This is a genomic window from Pseudomonas sp. PL-6, assembly GCF_054110165.1.
Window position 1 is genome coordinate 661,023 of record NZ_CM134189.1, and the last position, 23,373, is coordinate 684,395.

The following is a 23,373-nucleotide window of genomic DNA, read 5'->3' on the forward strand; positions in this document are numbered from 1 at the left end:
TTAAAAACCGCTTTCGCGCACCCCCAGGGCGGCGACCCGGCGCCAGACGGCGGCGAGGATGGATTCGCGGCGGCCGTCGAGTATGGCCACGCCCAGTTGCGGTTGCGTCGGCGCCGCCAGCGCCTGTTGTGCGGTCAGGCGCACGCCGTACTGGGCCTGCAGCGGCTGTGCGCGTTGCTGCTCGTCGCGGCGCACGGCAATCGGCCCGCCGTGGTCGGAGGCCAGCGCGGCCTGCTCGAGGTAGGCGGCACCGGTGGCATCCACCTCGCCGAGCGTCACCGCCAGCGCCGGGCGCAGCGGGTCGGCGCTGGCGATAAAGCGGCCGCTGCTGCCGGGTTCGAGGCGCCACAACGACTCTTCGGCCAGGTAGCCGCGCAGGCGCACCTGCTGTTCGACCACGCGCAGCAACGGCTGCTGCGGCGACAGCCAGAGCCCGGGCGCCAGGTCTGCCGGCAGGTCGCGTATCAGGCCGTCGTGCGGCGCGCGCAGCTGCAGGCGCTGGCGCTGGGCGGCCAGGCCGCGGTATTCGGCGACGGCGGCGGCCAGGTTCCGTTCGAGGATGGCGCTGTCGGCCGCCGTCTCGCTACGCCCCGCCTGGCGTTTGAGCTGCAGCTGGAGAATCGCGATTTCGCTGCGGACGATGGCCTGGCGCGAGTCCAGGTCGGGGGACTCCAGCTCCAGCAGCAGCTCGCCGCTGCGCACCGCCTGGCCGTTGCCGGCGTGTAGCTGCTTGAGGCGCGTCGCCAGTGGCGCATGCAGCGCGCTGACCCGGCTGGCTTCGAGCAGCGCCGGTACTTCCACGGCGCTGCGCCAAGGCACCAGCAGCACCGCCAGCAGGCCGAGCAGGACGGCGCCGACGCGCAGCGTCTTGCCCGGCTGCGCCTGCCCGCGGCGTTGCCACCACTCCTGCCACTCGCGCCAGATCGGCAGGCCGATGAACCAGGCCAGTTCCACCAGCATCAGGAAGATGCCCAGCAGCTTGAAGAACATGTGGTACACCGCCAGGGCGATGCCGAGGAACAGCGCCGCGCGCCACAGCCAGGCGCCATAGCCCCAGAACAGCAGCCGGCGCTGCATGGCCGGCGACCAGGGTTCCGGTGCGGGCTCGCCGTAGCCGAACAGCGCCTCGCGCAGACGCCAGCGGCACAGGGCGAAGGCGCGCCCCTGCAGGTTGTCCACGCCCCACAGGTCGCTGAGCAGGAAGTAGCCGTCGAAGCGCATGAAGGGGTTGAGGTTGATGATCAGCGTGGTGATCCAGGTGGCGCTGGCGAGCATGAAGGCGGCAGTGCGCAGCGGCCCGTCCGGCAGCAGCGACCAGGCCAGCAGGGCGAGTGCCGCCAGCAGCAGTTCGGCGAGCACGCCGCCGGCGCCGATCAGCAGGCGCGAGCGCCGCTGGTTGACCCGCCAGGCATCGCTGACATCGGTGTAGAACATCGGCAGCAGCACCATGAACGCCAGGCCCATGCTCTGCACCCGGCAGCCGGCGCGCTTGGCCATGTAGGCGTGGCCGAATTCGTGGCACAGCTTGGCGAAGGTCAGGGCGACGCCGAAGGCCAGCGCCCCGCCCAGGCTGAACAGGTGCGGGAAGGTGGCGATGAAACGATCCCAGTCGCGTGCCACCAGGAACAGGCCGAGGCCCAGCAGCAGCGGCAGGCCGATGCGCAGCAGGTTCGGACCATGGCGCTTCAGCCAGGGCCAGGTGCGGTCGAGGAAGGCGTCCGGGCGCCACAGCGGGATGCGGAAGAACAGGTACTGGTGCAGCAGGCTCTGCCACCAGCCCTGGCGCTGCTGCGCCGCCTTCTGTGCGTAGCTGCCGCGCTGCTGCGCGTCGGCGGCGCTGAGCAGGTCGTGGCCGGCGAGAAAGCGCAGCATCTCCTGCAGCTCGGCCTCGTCCAGTGGCGGGCCGGGTTCGGCGTTGGCCGCCGCGAGCACCCGTTCGGGATCGCCCAGCGGCCAGTGACGCAGCAGGCGAATGGCTGCGGCGCCGAGTTTGAAGTAGCGGCCGCGCAGCGGATCGGCCAGGGTCCATTGCGGCGCGCCGTCCAGCGCCGGGGCGGCGCTGGACAGCTGCAGGTCGGGGCGCAGCGCCGGCAGGGCCATCTACAGGCCCAGCGTCTGGCGCAGCGCGGCCAGCGGCCGGCGCAGCAGGTAGAACGCCAGCGGCGCGCGTGCGCCATAGAGCTTGGCGGTGCCGCGCAGGCCGATGCGCGGCGGCCCTGCGTTGAATTCGGCGTCCAGGCGGTAGGCCAGCTGGCCGCCGGGCAGCGGCTGCGCCTCGTAGGCCTGGCGTTGCAGGCGCGCCTGGTGACGGTGCAGCGGGTCGCTGTCGAGGAACAGGGCGATGGCGGCGCCGGGCTGGAAGTCCAGCGCGTCGGCCACCGCCAGGTCGATGCGCAGTTCGGCCTGGGTCGGGTCGGCGATCTGCATCAGCCGCTCGCCGGTCTGCACCGGCTTGCCGGTCCAGCGCTGGGCGTCGGCGAACACCGCGATGCCGTCGCGTTCGGCACGTACCTCGGTGCGCGCCAGCAACTCCCGGGCGTAGTCGCGCTCGGCGCGTTTCTGTTCGACACGGGCGGCAAACAGGTCGATGCGCGCGCTCGATTCGGCGTCGCTGAAGGCGCGCTGGGCGTTGGCCTTGAGCTCGGCCTCGGCCACCTGCAGGCTGCGCTCGGCGACGTCGGCCTGGGCGCGAATGGCAGTGGCGTCGAAGCGCAGCAGCACCTCGCCCGTGCTCACCGCCTGGTTGGGCTTGACCAGAAACTCCGCAATCACGCCGTCCAGCGGCGCGGCCACCACCTGGCCGCCGAGCGGCACCACCTCGGCCGGCGCCAGCACCGACTGGCGCACCGGCAGCAGCAAGAGCAGCAGCACGGCGGCGGCCACGCCGAGCACCTTGCGCCGCGGCCAGCGCAGGCGCCACGGCTGACGCGGTTGCAGGGCCAGCCAGGCGTGGCCGTAGCAGTCGCCGAGCTGGCCGAGCAGGGCCTGTTCGGCCTCGCTCCAGGGCTGCTCGCGGGCGATCCACAGGCCGCCGAAGACCTGGCCCTGGCGATCCAGCAGCGGCAGCCAGAACACCGCGGCGGCCGACAGGCTCTGCCAGTCGGCGCGCAGCGCGGCGCTCAGCGAGTCCGTTGCGACCACCTGGGCCTGGGTCGCGCGCCCCTGCTTGTGCAGCTGCGCGGCGGCGTTCTCGACGAAGGCGACGAAGGGCGCGTTGGCCTCCACCACGCTGATGGCGGTCAGCGCGCGCACCTTGCCGGCGATCAGCAGGGCGGCGTGGCGGTAACCGAACAGCGGCTGGGCATCGTTGACCAGGGCGTAGGCCAGTTGGTCGAGGGTGGCGGCGCCGCGGGCCTGGCGCTCCAGGCTGAGCAACTGGGCGACGATTCGCTCGGCCAGGCCCGGCGCCTGCGCGGTCATGGTGCCTCCGCGAAGCGCGCGCTGCCGCTCATGCCGGCCAGCAGGCCCTGGGCATCCGCCGGCAGGCTGCCGATCAGCAGCAGGGTCTGGCTGCCTTCGTCTATGCGCGCGCCGAGGCGTTTGACGGCCGCCTGCAGCGGCTCGCCGGTCTCGTCCGGGACGAATGCGAAGGGCTGGCCGGGGGCGAGCCGGCCGAGCCAGGCCGAGGGCACCAGCAGGTGCACCTCCAGGGTGCGGTTGTCGACTATCTCCAGCAGCGGCGTGCCGCTGGCCACGCTCTCGTGCGGCTGGGCGCGGCGCTGCACCACGCGGCCGTTGAACGGGGCGACGACGCTGCAGCGCTTGACCTGCACCTGGTACACCTGGGCCTCGGCCAGCGCCTGCGCCTGGCGCGCCTCGGCCAGCGCCACCTCGAAGCGGCCGACCGAGTTGAGCGCGGCCAGCTGCTTCTTGTGGCTCAGTTCCTCGCGGGCGGCGCGGGCGGCGGCCTGGGCGGCATTGAGCTGGGCCTGGTAGGCGCTGCAATCGAAGCGCACCAGCACGTCGCCCTTGGTGAAGTCCTGGCCGTCGGCGAACGGCATCTCGACGATGCGCCCGGGCAGCTCGCTGGACAGCACGGCCTGATCGCGCGCCCGCAGCACGCCGCGCACCTGGCGTTCGCCGGCGTCCGGCGCAGCCGCGACGAAGGACTCCAGCAGCGGGTCTTCGGCCCAGAGCGGCGGGCTGAGCAGCAGGGCGAGCAGGCCGAGCAGGGGCAGGCGGGGCGAGTGGTGGCGCATTGGGCACGTCCTTGCGAAGAAGTGCTGGGAGTCTAAGGCAGAAGTCGTTTGCGGCAAATTGGCCGTGGCGGCGCGCCATTGTGGTGCGCGATGTCGGCGCTGGTGCGCGGGCGGGCCTGTCGTTGGTGCGCGAGCCCTGCGACGCGGCCCGCGCGGGCGCGCGCCCCGTTCCCTGGCATAAGTCTTGCGCGGCTTGGCAGGTCGTCCAGGCTTGCAGGAGGCCGCCGTGTCGATCCATGTCGCGCTGCACCATGTCACCCACTACCGCTACGACCGTGCGGTGAACCTCGGCCCGCAGCTGGTACGCCTGCGCCCGGCGCCGCACAGCCGCACGCGCATCCTCTCCTACGGGCTGAAGGTCGAGCCGGGCGAGCACTTCGTCAACTGGCAGCAGGACCCGCAGGGCAACTACCTGGCGCGCCTGGTGTTCCCCGAGAAGACCCGCGAGCTCAGGGTGGAGGTGGATCTGGTCGCCGAGATGGCGGTGTTCAACCCCTTCGACTTCTTTCTCGAGCCTTATGCCGAGCGCATTCCCTTTGCCTACACCGAGGGCGAGCAGCGCGAGCTGGCGCCCTACCTGGTCAAGCTGGCGGCCACGCCGAAGTTCGCCGAGTATCTGGCCAGCATCGACCGCGCGCCCACGGCCAGCGTGGATTTCCTGGTGGCGCTGAACCAGCGGCTGTCCGGCGATATCCGCTACCTGATCCGTCTGGAGCCGGGCGTGCAGACGCCCGAGCAGAGCCTGGAGAAGGCCTCCGGCTCCTGCCGCGACTCGGCCTGGCTGCTGGTGCAGCTGCTGCGCCACCTGGGCCTGGCGGCGCGCTTCGTCTCCGGCTACCTGATCCAGCTGACCGCCGACGTCAAAGCCCTCGACGGCCCCTCCGGCACCGACCAGGACTTCACCGACCTGCACGCCTGGTGCGAGGTGTACCTACCCGGCGCCGGCTGGATCGGCCTCGACCCCACCAGCGGGCTGTTCGCCGGCGAGGGCCATATCCCGCTGGCCTGCAGCCCCGAGCCGTCCTCGGCGGCGCCGATTTCCGGCGCGCTGGACGAGTGCGAATGCGAGTTCGAGCACCAGATGCAGGTGGAGCGCATCTGGGAGGCGCCGCGGGTCAGCAAGCCCTACAGCGCGGCGCAGTGGCAGGCGATCGATGCCCTCGGCCGGCAGATCGACGAGGACCTGCAGCGCCACGACGTGCGCCTGACCATGGGCGGCGAGCCGACCTTCGTCGCCCTCGACTACCCCGACGACGAGGAGTGGAACACCGCCGCGCTGGGGCCGAACAAGCGGCGCCTGGCCGCCGAGCTGTTCCACCGCCTGCGCGCGCACTATGCGCCCAAGGCCCTGGTGCACTTCGGCCAGGGCAAGTGGTACCCGGGCGAGCAGCTGCCGCGCTGGTCGCTGAACTGTTTCTGGCGCCAGGACGGCGAGCCGATCTGGCACGAACCCAGGCTGCTGGCCGACGAGACGCGCGGCTACGGCGCCGACGCCGACACCGCCGCGCACTTTCTCGCGGCCCTGGCGGCGCGCCTGGATGTGGACGGCGAGTGCGTCTTCCCGGCCTACGAGGACTGGTTCTATTACCTGTGGCGCGAGCGCAAGCTGCCGGACAACGTCACCCCGGACGATTCGCGGCTGAGCGATGCGCTGGAGCGCGAGCGCCTGCGCAAGGTGTTCGACCAGGGCCTCGATGCCGTGGTCGGCCAGGTGCTGCCGTTGGCGCGGCGGGTGGACGGCGCCGGCTGGCAGAGCGGCCGCTGGTTCCTGCGCGACGAGCACTGCCGCCTGCTGCCGGGCGACTCGCCCTTAGGCTACCGCCTGCCGCTGGACTCGCTGCCCTGGGTCAGCCAGGCCGACTACCCCTATATCAACCCGGCCGATCCGGGCCAGCGCTTCGCCCCGCTGCCCAGCCCGGCGCAGATCCAGCGCCAGCTGCGCGGCGTCTGGCGCGGCGCCGGCGGCAACGGCCAGGCGCCGCGCCCGGCGGTCGGCCAGTCGGCGCCCGGTATCGTGCGCACCGCGCTGTGCGCCGAGCCGCGCGAGGGGCGGCTGTATCTGTTTATGCCGCCGCTCAGCCATCTCGAAGAGTACCTGGAGCTGGTCGCGGCGATCGAGGCGGTGGCCGCCGAACTCAACTGCCCGGTGCTGCTGGAGGGCTACGAGCCGCCGCAGGACCCGCGTCTGCAGTATTTCCGCGTCACCCCCGACCCCGGGGTGATCGAGGTCAATATCCACCCGGCGGCCAGCTGGAGCGAGCTGGTCGAGCGCGGCGAGTTTCTCTACGAGGCGGCGCGGCAGTCACGCCTGTCCAGCGAAAAGTTCATGCTCGACGGCCGCCACACCGGCACCGGTGGCGGCAACCACTTCGTCCTCGGCGGCGCCACGCCGGCGGACTCCCCCTTCCTGCGCCGCCCCGATCTGCTGCGCAGCCTGATCGGCTACTGGCACAACCACCCGTCGCTGTCCTACCTGTTTTCCGGCCTGTTTATCGGCCCCACCTCGCAGGCGCCGCGTGTGGATGAGGCGCGCAACGACGCGCTGTACGAGCTGGAGATCGCCTTCGCGCAGATGCCCGAGCCGGGTCGCGACTGCCCGCCCTGGCTGGTCGACCGGCTGCTGCGCAACCTGCTGGTGGACGTCACCGGCAATACTCACCGCGCCGAGTTCTGCATCGACAAGCTGTACTCGCCGGATTCGGCCAGCGGCCGCCTCGGCCTGCTCGAGCTGCGCGCCTTCGAGATGCCGCCGCACGCGCAGATGAGCCTGGCCCAGCAACTGCTGCTGCGCGCACTGATCGCGCGCTTCTGGCAGGAGCCCTACCGCCCGGCGAAGCTGGTGCGCTGGGGCACCGAGCTGCACGACCGTTTCCTCCTGCCGCACTTCGTCGAGCAGGACTTCGCCGACGTGCTGCAGGAGCTGGGCAGCTTTGGCTATCGCCTGCGCGGCGAGTGGTTCGCCCCGCATTTCGAGTTCCGTTTCCCCAAGGCCGGCGACTTCGCCGTCAAGGGCATCGAGCTGGAGCTGCGCCAGGCGCTGGAGCCCTGGCACGTGCTGGGCGAGGAGGGCGCCAGCGGCGGCACCGTGCGCTACGTCGACTCGTCGCTGGAGCGCATGCAGGTCAAGCTCGGCGGCATGGCGCCGGATCGCTACGTGCTGACCTGCAACGGCGTGCCGGTGCCGCTGCGGCCCACCGGCAAGGTCGGCGAGTTTGTCGGCGGCGTGCGCTTTCGCGCCTGGCAGCCGGCCAGCTGCCTGCAGCCGACCATCGGCGTGCACGCGCCGCTGGTGTTCGACCTGGTCGACACCTGGATGCAGCGCTCGCTGGGCGGTTGCCAGTACCATGTGGCCCATCCCGGCGGGCGCAACTACGACAGCCTGCCGGTCAACGCCTACGAGGCCGAGAGCCGGCGCCTGGCGCGCTTCTTCCGCCTTGGCCACAGCCCGGGCAAGCGCCCTGTCATGCAGCCGATCGACAATAATGAACTGCCGATGACCCTGGATCTGCGCCGCGCCTGACGTCGACTCCATTCGTGGGCGGGGCTTTAGCCGGAATCGTCGCCGCTAAAGCGCCTCCCACGGAGGGGCATCATCAACCTGCGTCACGCTGCACCGCCCTGCCACTGCCGAGCCTGCCATGCCCGACCTGCTAGCCGACTACCCGCCGCCTGCCGGCGCCTACCACGAACTGCTCGACGCCCAGGGCAAGGTGCGCCCGCACTGGCGCCGGCTGTACGAGCAGCTCTCGCGCAGCCGCCCGGAGCAGCTGGCGCAACGCGAGGCCATGCTGGCGCGGCAGATCCAGGAAAACGGCGTGACCTACAACGTCTACGCCGACCCCGACGGCGCCGACCGCCCCTGGGAGCTGGACCTGCTGCCCAACCTGATCCCGGCCGAGGAGTGGCAGCAGATCGCCGCCGGCGTGGCCCAGCGCGCGACGCTGCTCAACCGCGTGCTGGCCGATATCTACGGCCCGCAGAAGCTGATCGCCGACGGCCTGCTGCCGGCCGAGCTGGTGTTCGGCCACAACAACTTCCTCTGGCCCTGCCAGGGCCTGCAGGTGCCCGGCGGCACCTGGCTGCACCTCTATGCGGTGGACCTGGCGCGTGCGCCGGACGGACGCTGGTGGGTCACCGCCGACCGCACCCAGGCGCCGTCGGGCGCCGGCTATGCGCTGGAGAACCGGCAGATCGTCTCGCGCGCCTTCCCCGAGCTGTACCGCGATCTGCGCGTGCAGTACCTGGCCGGCTTCTTCCGCACCCTGCAGGACAGCCTGGCACGCCAGGCGCCGAGCGGCGGCGAGACGCCGCTGGTGGTGCTGCTGACCCCCGGGCGCTTCAACGAGAGCTATTTCGAGCACCTGTACCTGGCGCGCCAGCTCGGCTACCCGCTGGTCGAGGGCAGCGACCTGACCGTGCGCGACGCCACCCTCTACCTCAAGACCCTGGCCGGCCTGCGCCGGGTGCACGCGGTGCTGCGCCGCCTCGACGACGACTACTGCGACCCGCTGGAGCTGCGCACCGACTCGGCCCTCGGCGTGCCCGGCCTGCTCGAGGCGGTGCGCCGTGGCCGGGTGCTGGTGGCCAATGCCCTGGGCAGCGGCGTGCTGGAGTCGCCCGGCCTGCCGGGCTTTCTGCCCGCCATCAGCGAGCAGCTGCTGGGCGAGGAACTGCTGTTGCCGTCCATCGCCAGCTGGTGGTGCGGCGAGCCGCCGGTGCTGGACGAGGCGCTGGAAAAACTCGAGCAGCTGCTGGTGCGCCCGGCCTTCCCCTCGCAGAGCTTCGCCCCGCTGTTCGGCCGCGATCTGGACGCCGCGCAGCGCGCCGCCCTGGCCGAACGGCTGAAGGCGCGCCCCTACGCCTACGTCGCCCAGGCGCGCGCCCAGCTGTCACAGGCGCCGGTGTGGGACGGCCGCGGCCTGCAGCCGCGCGCCATCGGCATGCGCGTGTTCGCCGTGGCCAGCGCCGAGGGCTACCGGGTGATGCCCGGCGGCCTGACCCGGGTGGCCGCCGACGCCGACGCTGAGGTGGTGTCGATGCAGCGCGGCGGCGCGAGCAAGGACACCTGGGTGCTCGGCGCGCGGCAGAGCGGCGGCGAACCCTGGCAGTGGCTGCGCCCGCTGGGCAGCGCCGACCTGGTGCGCAGCGACCCCTTCCTGCCCTCGCGGGTGGTGGAGAACCTGTTCTGGTTCGGCCGTTACGGCGAGCGTTGCGAGGGCAGCGCGCGCCTGCTGCGCATCCTGCTGGCGCGCTACGTCGACGATGACGACGACCCGCAGGCGCTGCACAGCGCCCTGGCCCTGGCGCAGCAGCTGGGCCTGCTGGCCGAGGCACAGACCGGCGAACTGGAGGCGCGCCTGCTGCAGGCGCTGCTCGGCGCCGACTGGCCGGCCAGCCTGCGCGCCAACCTGCAGCGCCTGCAGTGGGCCGCCGGCAGCGTGCGCGGCAAGCTGTCCCAGGCCAACTGGCAGGCGCTGGTCGAGCTGCAGCGCGAGGCGCAGGCGCTGGAAGGCCAGCCGGCCGACTTCGGCGAGCTGCTGGATTTCCTCAACCGCCTGCTGATGTCGCTGGCGGCGCTGTCCGGCTTCGCCCTCGACGACATGACCCGCGACGACGGCTGGCGCTTTCTCATGCTCGGTCGCTGCATCGAGCGCCTGCAGTTTCTCTGCGACGCCTTCGCCGGCTTCCTGCGCAGCGGCGCCGCCACCGACCAGTCGGCGCTGGAATGGCTGCTGGAGCTGGGCAACAGCAGCATCACCTACCGCACCCGCTACCTGGCATCGGCGCAGCTGATCCCGGTACTCGACCTGCTGCTGCTGGACGAACAGAACCCGCATGCGGTGATCTTCCAGTTGCGCACGCTGCTGCGTTCGCTGCAGCGCCTCGACGAGCGCTTCGAACTGCCGGCGCAGCTGCCGCTGCAGGAACTGGAGGCGCAGCTGGCCGGCTTCGACCTGGCCAGCCTGGAGAACCCCTTGTTCGGTCCCGGCAGCATTCGCGCCGTGCTCGAAGGCCTGGCCGATCTGCTTGCCGCCATCAGCCAGGCCGCCGGCACGGTGTCCGATCAGCTCGGCCTGCGCTTCTTCGTCCACGTCGACGCCAGCCAGCGGACGCAATCCTCATGAGCAGCGCGCTGTACCAGATTCTCCACGACACCCATTACCGCTACTCGGCGCCGGTCTCGCTGGCCCAGCAGCTGGCGCACCTGTGGCCGCGCGACTGCCCCTGGCAGCGCTGCCACGAGCGCGAGCTGCGCATCGCGCCGCAGCCCTGCCAGCGTCGCGACGGCCTCGACGTGTTCGGCAATCCGCTGACCCGCCTGGTGTTCGAGCGCCCGCATCAGGCACTCAGCGTCGGCGCGCGGCTGCGCGTCGAGGTGCTGGCGCGCGCGCCGCTGGAGCTGCACGACTCGCCCGCCTGGGAGGCCGCCTGCGCGGCGCTCAGCTACAGCGGCCAGGCGCTGGCGCCGGCGCTGCTGGAGGCGGCGCGCTACCGTTTCGAGTCGCCCTACGTGCGTCTCAAGCAGGCCTTCGTCGACTACGCCGCCGACTGCTTCGTCGCCGGCCGGCCGCTGCTGCAGGCCGGGCAGGCGCTGATGGAGAAGATCTTCCGCGAGTTCAGCTTCGATGCCGGCGCCACCCAGGTGGCCACCCCGCTGCTGCAGGTGCTGGAGGAGCGCCGCGGCGTGTGCCAGGACTTCGCTCACCTGATGCTCGCCTGCCTGCGCTCGCGCGGCCTGGCGGCGCGCTACGTCAGCGGCTACCTGCTGACCCAGCCGCCGCCCGGCCAGCCGCGACTGATCGGCGCCGACGCCTCGCACGCCTGGGTGTCGCTGTACTGCCCGCGCCAGGGCTGGGTGGATTTCGACCCGACCAACAACCTGCGTCCGGCGCTGGAGCACATCACCCTGGCCTGGGGGCGCGATTTCGCCGACGTCTCGCCGCTGCGCGGGGTGATCCTCGGCGGCGGCAGCCACGATCCGGAGGTGCAGGTGACGGTACTGCCGCTGGACGCCTGAGAACGACGCGGGCGGCTCTGCCACGGCGCCGGCGCGCCGTTGGTCGGCTGCCTGGCGGCCGGCCGGGGCGCTGCTAGCGTTGAGGGGGTTACCCCTCATCTTGGAGCACCGCCATGGACGAAACCTCGCAACTGGTTAGCGCCGGCACGGAAAAACTCACCGCCCTCTATGACCTGGTCGTGCAATACGGCGCGGCCTTCGCCATCAAGATCCTCTCCGCCATCGCCTTCTGGGTCATCGGCCGCTGGCTGATCGGCGTCGCCGTCGGCCTGGTGCAGAAGGCCCTGAGCCAGCAGAAGGTCGACCCGACCGTGCTGCGCTACGTCGGCAACTTCATCTCGGTGACCCTCAACATCATCCTGGTGATCGGCATCCTCGGTTACTTCGGCGTGCAGACCACCAGCCTGGCGGCGCTGATCGCCGCGGTCGGCCTGGCCATCGGCATGGCCTGGTCGGGGCTGCTGGCCAACCTCGCCGCCGGCGGCTTTATCATCGTCCTGCGGCCGTTCAAGGTCGGCGACTTCATCAGCGCCGGCGGGGTGGTCGGTACGGTCACCGAGATCGGCCTGTTCGTCACCGCGATCAACACCCCGGACAACGTGCTGACCCTGGTCGGCAACAACAAGATCTTCTCCGACAACATCCAGAACTTCACCCACAACCCCTTCCGCCGCGTCGAGCTCAAGGCGCAGCTGTCCGGCGCCGCCGACTGGAAGGCCGCCGCCGCCTTGCTCAAGGAGCGGGTCGGCGCGATCGCCAATGTGCTCGCCGAGCCGGCGGTGGACGTGGAAATCCTCGAGTTCAACCTGGTCGGGCCGGTGCTGGCGGTGCGCCCTTACTGCCACAACGACCATTACTGGCAGGTGTATTTCGACACCAACAAGACCATCAAGGACGCCCTCGGCGAGGGCGGTTTCCCGGCGCCGATGCCGGCGCAGACGGTGATCATGCAGCAGGCCGGCTAGGCCGCGGGGCGCGGCGAGTTGTGCACGGAATCTGTGGGTAAGTCTGTACACAAGTTCTGCAGCAAAGCCGCCGCGCCAGGCGCCATCGGCCCTGCGCGGGGCTGTTCAGCTTTTCGCCAGGGCCGCCCTTGGCAGCCTCGCCCAGGGTAAAACTTCAACGAATCCGAAGACTTGCAAGCAGTGCCGGGAGGCGCGGGCGGGCTGCGCCAGGCGGCTCGCGGTTATCCCCGGAAAGCGTGGAGCAAGCTGTGGATAAGCTTGGGGGAAGTCATGCCAGACGGCGCCGGGCAAGGGCTGCCGGCGCCTGCTCGGCAAATGATCGGTCAGGCCGTTTTGGTCGGCCGTACGGCTTGCCACAGACGCACGCCAAGGCTCGCCAGCGGCAGGGCGAGGAGGCCGGCGAGGATGCCGAGCAGCGCATTGAGCAGGGTCGGGGTCAGCGCGGCGAGCAGCGGGCCGGCCGCGCCCAGCGCGGCGGCGCCCTGCGCCATCTGCTGCACCCAGGCCTCCACCGGCGGCAGGCCGTGGACCAGGATGCCGCCGCCGACCATGAACATAGCGGCGGTGCCCAGGACCGACAGGCTCTTCATCAGCCAGGGCGCCAGGCGCAGGATGCCGCGTCCCAGCGCCTGGGCGGCGTGGCTGGCGCGCTGGCTGAGGTAGAGGCCGGCGTCGTCCAGTTTGACGATGGCGGCGACCAGGCCGTAGACGCCGACGGTCATCAGCACGGCGATGCCGCTGAGCACCGCCACCTGCTTGGCGAAGCTGGCGGCGGCGACGGTGCCGAGGGTGATGGCGATGATCTCGGCGGAGAGGATGAAGTCGGTGCGCACCGCGCCACGGATCTTGTCGCGCTCGAAGGCGACCAGGTCGACCTGCGGGTCGGCCACCGCCTCCAGCAGTTCCTGCTGCTGGGCCTGCGCCTGCGGCTTGTGCAGCAGCTTGTGCGCCAGCTTCTCGCAGCCCTCGTAGCAGAGGAACAGGCCGCCGAACATCAGCAGCGGCACCACCGCCCAGGGCGCGAAGGCGCTGATCAGCAGGGCCGCCGGCACCAGGATCAGCTTGTTCTTGAACGAGCCCTTGGCCACCGCCCAGACCACCGGCAGCTCGCGCTCGGCGCGCACGCCCGTGACCTGCTGGGCATTCAGGGCGAGGTCGTCGCCGAGCACGCCGGCGGTCTTCTTCGCGGCGACCTTGGTCATCACCGCGACGTCGTCGAGTACCGCGGCGATATCGTCGAGCAGGGCGAGCAGGCTGGTTCCGGCCATGGGGCAATCCTTGAGGGGAGGGAATGAGCGGCGCCTATCATCGCGCCAGCGTCGGGTCTTGCCCAGTGCCCGGGCCGTGCCGGCCGTCTCCGACGGCGGTGATCAGTCGAGACGGCCCCCGTCGGTGCTGCCGCTGGCGCCGCAGGCATAGGCGGCGAGGAGGTTGCGTAACAGGCTGTGCAGGGGCATGGCGTTTCTCCCGTGTGCTCCAGGGGTGGATAGGCTGGAGTCTAGACGCGTTCGCCGGCGCCTCCGGTTGATTGTCTGGATGGGGGCGATAGCCGCGCGCTTGCCGTTGGGCTTCGCTGCGCTCAGCGCCAGCCGACGGTAGGGGAGGCCGTAGGTTGGGCTGAGGAGCCCGCGACGAAGCCCAACGAAGCCAGCCTACAACAGCTCGGCCAGGGTCATCCCGGACAGCCCGAGCAGGGCCAGGCCGCAGGCCAGGTAGGTGAGGCGGTGCCAGAGCCGCGAGGCGGCGCGGCGGAACCAGTCCACCAGGCCGGCGCAGATGAAGCACCAGAGCAGTGAAGAAACCATGAAGCCGGCGAAGAATACCGCCAGGTGCGTCGGCGTTGGCTGGGCAACGCCGATGGCAGCCATCGCCCCGCCCATGGCGGCCCAGTAGACGATGTTCTGAGGGTTGGTCAGCGACAGCGTAGCGCCCGCAGCGAATGCGCTACCGGCGGCGACCTGACCATCGTCGCTGGGTTGCGTCGGGCGATGGGCGTCGCGCAGTGACTGATAACCGAGCCAGGCCAGGTAGAGCGCGCTGGCCAGCGTCAGCGGATAGCGAATCTGCGCGCTGTCGAGCAGCAGAGCCAGGCCGGTCAGGCCCAGGGCGGCCCAGGTGGCATCGCCCACAAGCGAGCCGATCTGCACCAGCAGGGCCGGGCGGTAGCCGTCGCGCAGGCCGCGCCGCAGGGTTTCGCTGAACACCGCGCCGGGCGCGGCGTTGAACACGAAGCCGAGGAGCATGGCGGCGAGAAAGAAGCTGAACATGACGAATCCTTGCGAAGGGAGGCTTGCTGGTGTTTAGCAGATGGCGTGCCAGGCCATCGTAAAAAAGTTTTCCACGGCTGCTGTGGGCATTTCTGTGGATAAGCTGAGGGTGGTGGCCCGACGAGCCGATTCTGCGCCCTCTGCAGGCTGTCGGTGGAATTTTGAGCAGGAGGGTTTTTCCTTTGTGCACAACCACTTGACAGTGATTGGGGAATATAGCGGGGTGGTCGCGCAGTTGTCCCCGGGTTCTGTGGGACGATCTGTGGATAAGCTCTGTGCGCTTGTTTGCAGACCAAGGATAGCGCTGCTTGCAGGGCGTTGTACGGTTTTTGAGCGGCGCTGCCGGTCGCTCGCAAGCGCCCGGGTAACGCGGGTTTTGTCCAGTCCTTTCCACAGCGCTCGAGTGCGTCGGCGCAGTTATCCCGGGAAACTGTGGAGGTTTCTGTGAATAAGCTGCGGGCGGCTGTCGCCAGCCCGCCAGGGCCGCGGGGTGGCATGGCCTGGCGAATAAATCGCCAGGCCGGCTGCGCCCGATGGGCGGCGCCGCTTGGGAGGGGGCGCCTCAGTCGGGCAACGCGCCGAGCTGGGTGGAGCGGCCCAGCAGCTGCAGGGCGCGATCCGGGTAGTCGGTGATCAGGCCGCCGGCGCCCATCTCCAGCAGGCGACGCATGGCCGGCTGTTCGTTGATGGTCCACAGCTGCACGTGCAGGCCGCGGCTCTGGGCGTTGCGCAGCAGGCGCGGGGTGGCCAGGGTCAGGCCGCTGTGCCGCTGGGGAATCTGCAGGGCCTGGTAGGACGGCGACAGCAGGTCGCTCAGGCCCAGCCAGTTGAGCGCCAGCAGCAGGCGTACCGAGACCGGCCCGGCGGAGGTGGCCACCTCCGGGCAGACCTCGCGAAAGCGCTTGAGGCTGCGTTCGTGGAAGCTGCCGACTATCACCCGGTCGAGCTGGTCGTAGCTGGCGAGGGTCTCGCACAGCAGGGCTTCCATGCCGACGTCCGCCACCTTGATCTCGACCACCTTGGGCACCAGCGGGAAGCGTTCCAGCACCTCTGCGAAACTGGCGATGCGCGTGCCCTGGCCGCGGTAGGGATGGCTCTGGCCGCCGTCGGCGCTCCAGTGGTAGCCGGCGTCCAGGGCCTGCAGCTCGGCCAGGCTGTAGTGGGCGACCGGGCCCTGGCCATTGGTGGTGCGCTCCAGGGTGTCGTCGTGGATCACCACCAGTTCGGCGTCCTGGCTCAGGTGCAGGTCCATCTCCAGCATGTCGACGCCCAGGGCCACGGCGCGCTCGAAGGCGAACAGGGTGTTCTCCGGCCACAGTCCCTTGCCGCCGCGGTGGGCGATCACCAGCGGGCGCTGGCCGAGGTCGGCGAGCACCTCGGGCACGGCGGCCGGGCGGCTGGTCAGCGCCAGCACCAGCAGCGCCACGGCGAGCAGTAGCAGGGGGGCGAGCAGGAAGCGGGCGAAGCGCAACATGGGCTGGGGTCTCGAAACCGGTTCAGGGCTTTGTGCCCCAGCGGCGGGGGTGTTGGCAAGTGCAGGAGGGCGAAGCCGGGAGCGCCGTCCCCTCTCCCCGCGGGCAGAGGGGGCTCGCTAGCCCGGATGCAATCCGGGAGCTGTTTCGGGCGAGCTGTGCTCAGCTTGCCAGCAGCCACACTCCGGCCAGTGCCGAGGCGGCGCCGGTCAGGCGCACCAGCGGCGCGGCAGCCTGCGGCAGCAGGCGCACCAGGGCGTAGCCGCAGCCGTGCAGGGCGGCGGTGGCGACGACGAAGCCGGCAGCGTAGCCGAACGGGCTGGCCAGCGCCGGCAGCTCCAGGCCGTGGGCGACGCCGTGGGTCAGGGCGAACAGGGCGGTGAGGGCGATGGACAGGGCCATCGGCAGGCGCACGGCCACCGCCACCAGCAGGCCGAAGGCCAGTACCGAGCCGGCGATGCCGGTTTCCATCAGCGGGATGGTCACGCCGGCAAAACCGAGCAGGCCGCCGAACAGCATGCTGGCGACGAAGGTGGCCGGCAGCGCCCAGCGCGCCGCACCGCTCTGCTGCGCGGCCCACAGACCGACGGCGAGCATTGCCAGGAGGTGATCGAGGCCCAGCAGCGGGTGCGCCAGGCCGGCCAGCACGCCGGAGTGGTCGTGGCCGGCGTGGGCGAAGGCCAGGCCCGGGGTGCAGAACAGGGCGAGGGCATAGAGGGTTTTGCGCAGATTCATGTGGATCTCCTTGAGGTGGAATCAGGTCGCCGTGAGCATGCCCTGGCGTTCGATAAAGGCGATGATCTCGTCGAGGCCCTGGCCGATTTTCTGGTTGCTGAAGACGAAGGGCTTGTCGCCGCGCATCTTCAGGGTGTCGCGCTGCATCACCTCCAGCGAGGCGCCGACCAGCGGCGCCAGGTCGACCTTGTTGATCACCAAGAGGTCGGATTTGCAGATGCCCGGGCCGCCCTTGCGCGGCAGCTTGTCGCCGGCGGAGACGTCGATCACGTACAGGGTCAGGTCGGACAGCTCGGGGCTGAAGGTGGCCGAGAGGTTGTCGCCGCCGGATTCGACGATGATCAGGTCGAGGCCGGGGAAACGCCGGTTGAGCTGCTCCACCGCCTCCAGGTTGATCGAGGCGTCCTCGCGGATCGCCGTGTGCGGGCAGCCGCCGGTTTCCACGCCGATGATGCGCTCGGGCTCCAGGGCCTCGTTGCGCACCAGGAACTGGGCGTCTTCCTGGGTGTAGATGTCGTTGGTGACCACGGCGATGTTGTAGCGCTCGCGCAGGGCACGGCACAGGGCCAGGGTCAGGGCGGTCTTGCCGGAACCGACCGGGCCGCCGATGCCGACGCGCAGGGGTTGGCTGTTCATCTGTTGTTCCTCGTCAGGAGCGGAAGAGACGCGAGTACTGGCGTTCGTGCGCCATGCTCGCCAGGGCCAGGCCGAAGGCGGCACTGCCCCAGTGTTCGGGGGTTAGGGTTTCGGCCTGGCGCTGCGCCGCCTCGAGCTGCGGCAGCAGGTGGCTGGTCAGGCGCTGAGCGGCCTGCTGGCCCAGCGGCAGGGTCTTCATCAGCACCGCCAGCTGGTTCTCCAGCCAGCCCCAGAGCCAGGCGGCCAGGGCCTCGTCGGGGGCGATGCGCCAGGCACGCGCGGCCAGCGCCCAGGCCAGGGCCAGGCCCGGCTCGCGCTGCCCGGTGAGAAAGGCGCGCGCCGCGTCGTCCAGCTCCGGCAGGCCGTCGAGCAGTTGCCGCAGCGAATAGCCCATCTGCCGGCTTTCCAGCGCCAGTTCGCGGGTTTCGCGGCTGGCGCGGTGCCGCTCGGCCAGTGCCTGCAGCTGCGCCCAGTCGCCGTCCTGCGCGGCTTGGCAGTGGGCCAGCAGCAGCGGCGCCTCGAAGCGGGCGAGGTTAAGCGCGAGCTGATCGGCCAGCCAGCGTTCGGCGCCATCGGCATCGGTGATCAGGCCACTGTCCACCGCCCATTCCAGGCCCTGGGAGTAGCTGTAGCCGCCGATCGGCAGCTGCGGGCTGGCCAGGCGCAGCAGGGCCCAGGCCGGGTTCATGGCGCAACCTTGGTGCGCACGGCGCACCCCAGGCGAAATGACGCGTTCGGGGTCACGTGCGCACCCCGAACTGGTGCAGGCGTGGGCCGTAGTTGAACTCGGCGTCGCCCTGGTGCGAATGATGGTGGCCGCCGCCATAGGCGCCCTGTTCCGGCTGGTAGGGCGCCTCCACGGCTTCGACCGTTGCGCCGAGCTGTTCGAGCATGGCCCTGAGCACGTAGTCGTCGGGCAGGCGCAGCCAGCCGTCGCCCAGTTGCAGGGCGACGTGGCGGTTGCCCAGGTGATAGGCGGCGCGCATCAGCTCGAAGGGGCTGGCGCAGGTCACGTGCAGCAGCGGCTCGGGCCTGGCCCGCACGCGCACCACGCGGCCGTCCTCGGCCTGCAGGCAGTCGCCGTCGGCCAGCGCCGGCTGGCCGCGTTCGAGAAACAGGCCGACCTCCTCGCCCGCGGTGGTGAAGCAGCGCAGACGGCTCTTGCTGCGCGCCTCGAAGCTCAGCTGCAGTTCGGCATCGGGGGCCTGCTGCGGCGCGATTCGGCGGTGGATCACCAGCATATGCATCGATTCCGGAAAGGGGATGCCCGGAAATAGTGCAAGGGCCTTGCCAAGGCGCCGCCAGGCCGCATTGCTGTGGGTTGTGGATAACTTGGCGAGGCAGTCAGGTTTTATTTGGTGCATGCCGGTCTTGGCGTGCACCTTGGTGGTGCGCTCAGCCGGCGGGTTTGCCCAGACCCTGCCAGTGCTTGCCGCCGATCATCACGAAGCGCAGTTGCTGGATGATCTTGGCTTCGGCGCTGAGGTGCGCCGGCAGGTTGTCCGCCGGCGGGTCGATGAGTTCCGGCAGGGTGGCGAACACGGTTTTCACCACCAGGTCGGAGACCACCTCGCGCGCTGCGTCGTCGAGGTGCGGCATGCGGTTCATCAGCTTGAGGTCGGCGGCCAGGTCGCCGGTGATGCGCTCGCGCAGCGCGGCGATGGCCTGGCGCACCGGCTGCGAGCCGCCGTACTGCTCGCGGGCGAGGAACAGGAACTGGGCGCGGTTGGCCGTCACCTCGGCGAGGAAGATGCGCACCGAGGCGTCGATCATCCCGCGTACCTCGAACTCGTGGCGGCGCACGCGGCGAATGGCGGCGCGGAAGGTCTCGCCGACCTCCGCCACCAGGGCCAGGCCGAGCTCGTCCATGTCGGCGAAGTGGCGGTAGAAACCGGTGGGCACTATGCCGGCGACCCGGGTGACTTCGCGCAGGCTCAGGCTGCCGAAACCACGCCCGCTCTCCATCAGGCTCAGGGCGGCGTCCATCAGGGCCTGGCGGGTCTGCTGCTTCTGTTCGGCGCGTGGCGTCATGCGGAGTCTGGGTCGGTGAGCGATGCCGCACTCTAGCAAATGCGCGTGGCGAGCGTCGAACCAGGATGGTGCGGGCGTTTAAGTGTACAAGTGTTGACTGAACTGGGCGGCGTCTGACAGCCTTGTGTGCAACTGTTTACTGGAACTGCGTCGATGGCCCTGATTCCCCTGTCCCTGGCGCGCCGCCTGGCCCGCCCGCTGCAGCCGTTGCGCGCGCTGTGCGCCGGCGGCTGGCTGCGCGAGGCGGACGTCGACTGCTGGCTGCGCCTGCTGCACCCGGCGCTGCGCCTGAACCGGGTGTGCGCCCGGGTCGAGGCGCGCCAGTGGGTCGCCGACGACATGCTCGCCCTGCGCCTGCGCTGCAACGGCAACGCCCGCGGCTGGCGCGTCGGCCAGCATGTGCAGCTGTACCTGGCGCAGGACGGCGTGCGCCATGGGCGCAGCTACAGCCTGACAGCGGTGGCGGCGGACGGGCGTGTCGAGCTGGCGATCAAGCGTCAGCCGGGCGGACGCCTGTCCAGCCTGTTGCTGGAGCGCGTCGAGGTCGGCCAGGTGGTGGAGCTGGGCGCGGCCTTTGGCGAGATGCGCTGGCCGGCGGATGGCCGGCCGGTGCTGCTGCTGGCCGCCGGCAGCGGCATCACGCCGCTGCTCGGGCTGCTGCGCGAGGCGCTGGCGCGCGGCTACGCCGCCCCGGTGACGCTGCTGCACCAGGTGCGCCGCCGCGCCCAGCGCGCCTTCGTCGACGAGCTGCAGGCGCTGGCCGCCCGCCACCCGAATCTGCAGCTGCGCTGGGCGCTTAGCGGCGAGCCGGCGCTGCCGGGGGAGTTCGCCGGTCGACTGAGCGATGAGCGCCTGGCCGAGCTGCCCGGCGAGCATCTGCTGGTCTGCGGGCCGCGTGGCTTCGTCGAGCAGGCGCAGGCCGGGTGGCAGGCGGCGGGGCGCGGCGCCAGCCTGCAGTGGGAAAGCTTCAGTCCGCCGGCGCCGCTCGACGGCACCGGCACGGTGCGCCTGGGCTTTGCCCGCAGTCGTCAGCAGGCCGCCGGCAACACTGGCCAGAGCCTGCTGGAGCAGGCCGAGGCCAACGGCCTGCGGCCGGCCCATGGCTGCCGCCAGGGCATCTGCGCCAGTTGCACCTGCACCCTGCTCGCCGGCGCGGTGCGCGACCTGCGCAGCGGCGCGCTGTTCGCCGAGCCGGGGCAGCCCATTCGTCTATGCATCAGCGCCCCCCATGGGGATGTGGAGATCGACCTGTGAACAACCGCCCCGACCGCGAGCTGAGTCCGGCCGAGCTGCAGGCCTTCGGCGCCGAACTGGACGCCCTGCGCCGGCGTACCCTGGACGATCTGGGCGAGGCGGATGCGCGCTATATCCGCCGGGTGCGCGGCGCCGTGCGCCTGTGCTGCTGGAGCGGGCGCGCGCTGCTGATGTTCGGCTGGTTTCCGCCGACCTGGCTGCTCGGCAGCCTGCTGCTGGGCCTGGGCAAGATCCTCGAGAACATGGAGCTGGGCCACAACGTCATGCACGGCCAGTACGACTGGATGAACGACCCGGAATTCGCCGGTCGCCAGTACGAGTGGGACATAGTCGGCCCGGCCGATTTCTGGCGGCACACTCATAATCACGTCCATCACACTTACACCAATGTGCTGGGCATGGACGACGATGTCGGTTACGGCGTGGTGCGGCTGTTTCCCGAGCAGCGCTGGAAGCCCTTCTACCGCTGGCAGCCGCTGTGGGTGACGATCCAGGCGCTGCTGTTCCAGTACGCCGTGGCCATCCAGCATCTGCGCCTGGACCAACTGCTCAAGGGCCGTATCGGCCAGGACGAGGTGCGCCCGCTGGCGCGCCGCTTCGGCGCCAAGCTGGCGCGCCAGTGGGGCAAGGACTACCTGGCGTTTCCGCTGCTGGCCTTGCTGCTCGGCGCCAATGCCCTGGCCGTGCTGGCGGGCAATCTGCTGGCCAACCTGCTGCGCAACCTGTGGACCTTCCTGGTGATCTTCTGCGGCCACTTCACCGAGCAGGCGGCGGTGTTTGCGCCGGCAGTGCTGCAGGGCGAGACGCGTGGCCACTGGTACCTGCGCCAGCTGCGCGGCTCGAGCAACCTGAGCGGCGGGCCGCTGCTGCACATTCTCACCGGCAACCTCAGCCACCAGATCGAGCACCACCTGTTCCCCGACCTGCCGGCGCGGCGCTATGCCGAACTGGCGCGCGAGGTGCGCCAGATCGCCGCGCGCTACGGCCAGCATTACAACTGCGGCAGCCTGTGGGCTCAGTTCGGAACCGTGCTGCGGCGCATCTGGATCTACCGTTTGCCCGCTGCAGGAAGGGCGTGACTCGCCATTTGCACGCGTGGCTCGCGCGAAAGGGCATAAAAAAGCCCGGCATGCGCCGGGCTTGGGGATGTTGCGATAGGGCTCAGGCCGTGCGCCCGCGTTGCTCGATCAGACGATCGGCGCCGCCTTCGGCCAACTGCACGCGTTGGGCGCCCGGGGTGCGCTCGTAGCCGCCTTCTACCAGCTGGATGCGCTGGCTGCCGGGGGTGCGGTCGGAGCCGTCCTCGGCCAGCTGGATGCGCTGGCTGCCGGGGATGCGGTTGGAGCCGTCTTCGGCCAGTTGGATACGTTGTGCGCCCGGCGTGCGCTCGGCACCGTTCTCGGCCAGCGGCGCGACGGGTTGCTGTTGCACTTGGCTGTCCTTGGCTTCGCCCACCAGAGGGAAGGGCGCGCTGCTCGGCGCGGCGAAAACGCTGGTGGTCAGCAGGCTAAGGGCCAGGGCGGCGAGGGTCAGTTGGCTTTTCATGTCGATGTCTCCGTAGGGAGTGATAAGTGACTTCGGGGCCAATTGTTCGGGACATGCGCGCAGATAAGAACTTGACTGGCCTGATAGTGACCATCGACCCTGTTGATGCAGGCTGCAAAGGCTCTGCAACGCGGCTTTCAGCTCGTGTCCAAGGCACCGTCCGGAGGTTTTGCGGGGTGTTCGGCGCGCGCTCGCCGGGTCGCATCGGCGGCCTGCCGCGCGTATGCTTGGCGCCCCTTGCGCGGGCCGCTTCCGGTAGACGCGATTTTCTGGAGGCAGGTGCACCCATGCTCGCGGTACAGGCGATACTGCCGATCTTCGCCCTGATCGTTCTCGGCTATCTGTTGGGCTGGCGCCAGTGGCTCACCAGCGAGTCGGCGGCCGGGTTGGCCAATATCACCTTCAAGCTGTTCATGCCGACGCTGCTGTTCGCCGGCATCGCCAAGGCGTCGCTGGCCGAGGGCCTGTCGCCGATGCTGCTGCTGGCCTACTACCTGCCGGTGCTGCTGGTGTTCGCCGCGGTCAACGCACTGGCCCACTGGCGCCGCGGCACGGCGTCGCCGCTGGGGCTGGTGGCGGCCTTCTCCAACAACGTGCTGGTGGGCATCCCGCTGATCGCCAGCCTGATGGGCAACGACGGTCTGCTCTACGTCTTCGCCATCCTGGTGTTCCACAGCCTTACGCTGTTTTCCCTGCACAGCTTCTACGCCGCCTTCGGCAGTCAGGAGCGGGTCGACGGCCGCGCGCTGCTGAACAACCTGGCCAACCCGATGATCATCGGCCTGGCGCTCGGCGCCTTGCTCAACCTGTCCGGGCTGGTGGTGCCGGAGAGCCTGTGGCGGGCGGTGACCTGGCTGGGCCAGGCCGCCTTGCCCTGCGCGCTGATCGTGCTCGGCGCCAGCCTGTCGCGCTACCGCTTGCGCCCCACCGGCGAGGCCTGGGGCGTGGCGCTGGCCAAGCTGGCGCTGTTCCCGGCGCTGGTCTGGTGGCTCAGCGGCCAGCTGCCGGGGCTGAACGACACGGCGCGCACGGTGCTGGTGCTGCTCGCCGCCTGCCCCAGCGGGGTCAACGTGATGGCCTTTGCCCGCAACGCCGAGGACAGCCGCAGCGTCAGCGCGGCGATTTCGCTGTCGACCCTGCTGGCGGCGATCAGCTTGCCGCTGTGGATGCTGGCGGTGGGCTTCTGATAACCGGCGGCTGTGTGCCGATCATGGCCAGATGCCCCCGGAATAGGAACCGGCGCGCACCGCC

19 protein-coding genes are annotated in these 23,373 nt (G+C 70.5%); 7 read left to right on the top strand and 12 right to left on the bottom strand.

Annotated elements, in window-relative coordinates:
• The 3 genes from ACW9UL_RS02905 to ACW9UL_RS02915 are packed head-to-tail and all read right to left on the bottom strand — an operon-like array spanning position 1 to position 4,199.
• Complete coding sequence (locus ACW9UL_RS02905; protein WP_457788789.1) at positions 1–2,100, bottom strand: efflux RND transporter periplasmic adaptor subunit; 2,100 nt, start codon at positions 2,098–2,100, stop codon at positions 1–3.
• Positions 2,101–3,420: an efflux RND transporter periplasmic adaptor subunit gene (locus ACW9UL_RS02910; RefSeq protein ID WP_457788790.1), complete on the bottom strand. Its 1,320-nt coding sequence runs from the start codon at positions 3,418–3,420 to the stop codon at positions 2,101–2,103.
• The gene (locus tag ACW9UL_RS02915) at positions 3,417–4,199 is read right to left on the bottom strand and encodes an efflux RND transporter periplasmic adaptor subunit (protein ID WP_122109140.1); all 783 of its coding nucleotides are present in this window, start codon (positions 4,197–4,199) and stop codon (positions 3,417–3,419) included. The genes ACW9UL_RS02910 and ACW9UL_RS02915 overlap by 4 nt, the downstream gene beginning before the upstream one ends.
• Before the next feature lie 226 nt (positions 4,200–4,425).
• Between ACW9UL_RS02915 and ACW9UL_RS02920 the strand changes: the two genes are divergently transcribed.
• From ACW9UL_RS02920 to ACW9UL_RS02935, 4 genes are all read left to right on the top strand, one after another.
• Positions 4,426–7,719, top strand: a complete 3,294-nt coding sequence (locus ACW9UL_RS02920; protein WP_457788791.1) for a transglutaminase family protein — start codon at positions 4,426–4,428, stop codon at positions 7,717–7,719.
• Positions 7,720–7,837: 118 nt separating this feature from the next.
• Positions 7,838–10,324: a circularly permuted type 2 ATP-grasp protein gene (locus tag ACW9UL_RS02925; protein WP_457788792.1), complete on the top strand. Its 2,487-nt coding sequence runs from the start codon at positions 7,838–7,840 to the stop codon at positions 10,322–10,324.
• The gene (locus ACW9UL_RS02930) at positions 10,321–11,217 is read left to right on the top strand and encodes a transglutaminase family protein (RefSeq protein WP_397495910.1); all 897 of its coding nucleotides are present in this window, start codon (positions 10,321–10,323) and stop codon (positions 11,215–11,217) included. Before ACW9UL_RS02925 ends, ACW9UL_RS02930 begins: the two co-directional genes overlap by 4 nt.
• Before the next feature lie 113 nt (positions 11,218–11,330).
• Positions 11,331–12,182: a mechanosensitive ion channel family protein gene (locus ACW9UL_RS02935; protein ID WP_021445282.1), complete on the top strand. Its 852-nt coding sequence runs from the start codon at positions 11,331–11,333 to the stop codon at positions 12,180–12,182.
• A gap of 323 nt (positions 12,183–12,505) precedes the next feature.
• Here the strand turns inward: ACW9UL_RS02935 and ACW9UL_RS02940 are convergent, their stop codons facing one another.
• From ACW9UL_RS02940 to ACW9UL_RS02975, 8 genes are all read right to left on the bottom strand, one after another.
• On the bottom strand, positions 12,506–13,450 hold the full coding sequence (locus tag ACW9UL_RS02940; RefSeq protein WP_397495911.1) for a DUF808 domain-containing protein: 945 nt from the start codon (positions 13,448–13,450) through the stop codon (positions 12,506–12,508).
• Positions 13,451–13,834: 384 nt separating this feature from the next.
• Positions 13,835–14,449 carry a LysE family transporter gene (locus ACW9UL_RS02945; RefSeq protein ID WP_457788793.1) on the bottom strand — a complete coding sequence of 205 codons (615 nt, stop codon included), beginning with the start codon at positions 14,447–14,449 and terminating at the stop codon, positions 13,835–13,837.
• A gap of 562 nt (positions 14,450–15,011) precedes the next feature.
• Positions 15,012–15,923 (bottom strand): glycerophosphodiester phosphodiesterase family protein, encoded by a 912-nt coding sequence (locus tag ACW9UL_RS02950; RefSeq protein ID WP_122109134.1) that lies wholly within the window; start codon positions 15,921–15,923, stop codon positions 15,012–15,014.
• Positions 15,924–16,083: 160 nt separating this feature from the next.
• Positions 16,084–16,656 (bottom strand): HupE/UreJ family protein, encoded by a 573-nt coding sequence (locus tag ACW9UL_RS02955; RefSeq protein WP_457788794.1) that lies wholly within the window; start codon positions 16,654–16,656, stop codon positions 16,084–16,086.
• Positions 16,657–16,677: 21 nt separating this feature from the next.
• On the bottom strand, positions 16,678–17,292 hold the full coding sequence (gene ureG / locus ACW9UL_RS02960; RefSeq protein ID WP_457788795.1) for an urease accessory protein UreG: 615 nt from the start codon (positions 17,290–17,292) through the stop codon (positions 16,678–16,680).
• Between the two features lie 13 nt (positions 17,293–17,305).
• Positions 17,306–17,980, bottom strand: coding sequence for an urease accessory protein UreF (locus ACW9UL_RS02965; RefSeq protein ID WP_457788797.1), 675 nt, complete (start codon positions 17,978–17,980; stop codon positions 17,306–17,308).
• A gap of 52 nt (positions 17,981–18,032) precedes the next feature.
• Entirely contained in the window at positions 18,033–18,533 is a 501-nt protein-coding gene (gene ureE / locus ACW9UL_RS02970) for an urease accessory protein UreE (RefSeq protein ID WP_457788798.1), read from the bottom strand.
• Between the two features lie 154 nt (positions 18,534–18,687).
• The gene (locus ACW9UL_RS02975; RefSeq protein WP_457788800.1) at positions 18,688–19,323 is read right to left on the bottom strand and encodes a TetR family transcriptional regulator; all 636 of its coding nucleotides are present in this window, start codon (positions 19,321–19,323) and stop codon (positions 18,688–18,690) included.
• Positions 19,324–19,476: 153 nt separating this feature from the next.
• On the opposite strand from ACW9UL_RS02975, the gene ACW9UL_RS02980 reads away from it, so the two are divergent.
• Together ACW9UL_RS02980 and ACW9UL_RS02985 are read left to right on the top strand one after the other, a co-directional pair.
• The gene (locus ACW9UL_RS02980; protein ID WP_457788801.1) at positions 19,477–20,577 is read left to right on the top strand and encodes a ferredoxin reductase; all 1,101 of its coding nucleotides are present in this window, start codon (positions 19,477–19,479) and stop codon (positions 20,575–20,577) included.
• The gene (locus ACW9UL_RS02985; RefSeq protein WP_457788802.1) at positions 20,535–21,656 is read left to right on the top strand and encodes a fatty acid desaturase family protein; all 1,122 of its coding nucleotides are present in this window, start codon (positions 20,535–20,537) and stop codon (positions 21,654–21,656) included. Before ACW9UL_RS02980 ends, ACW9UL_RS02985 begins: the two co-directional genes overlap by 43 nt.
• Before the next feature lie 82 nt (positions 21,657–21,738).
• On the opposite strand, the gene ACW9UL_RS02990 is transcribed toward ACW9UL_RS02985, so the two are convergent.
• Positions 21,739–22,122, bottom strand: a complete 384-nt coding sequence (locus tag ACW9UL_RS02990) for a hypothetical protein (protein ID WP_457788803.1) — start codon at positions 22,120–22,122, stop codon at positions 21,739–21,741.
• Between the two features lie 287 nt (positions 22,123–22,409).
• On the opposite strand from ACW9UL_RS02990, the gene ACW9UL_RS02995 reads away from it, so the two are divergent.
• Positions 22,410–23,309 (top strand): AEC family transporter, encoded by a 900-nt coding sequence (locus ACW9UL_RS02995; protein WP_122109127.1) that lies wholly within the window; start codon positions 22,410–22,412, stop codon positions 23,307–23,309.
• Positions 23,310–23,373 lie beyond the last annotated feature (64 nt).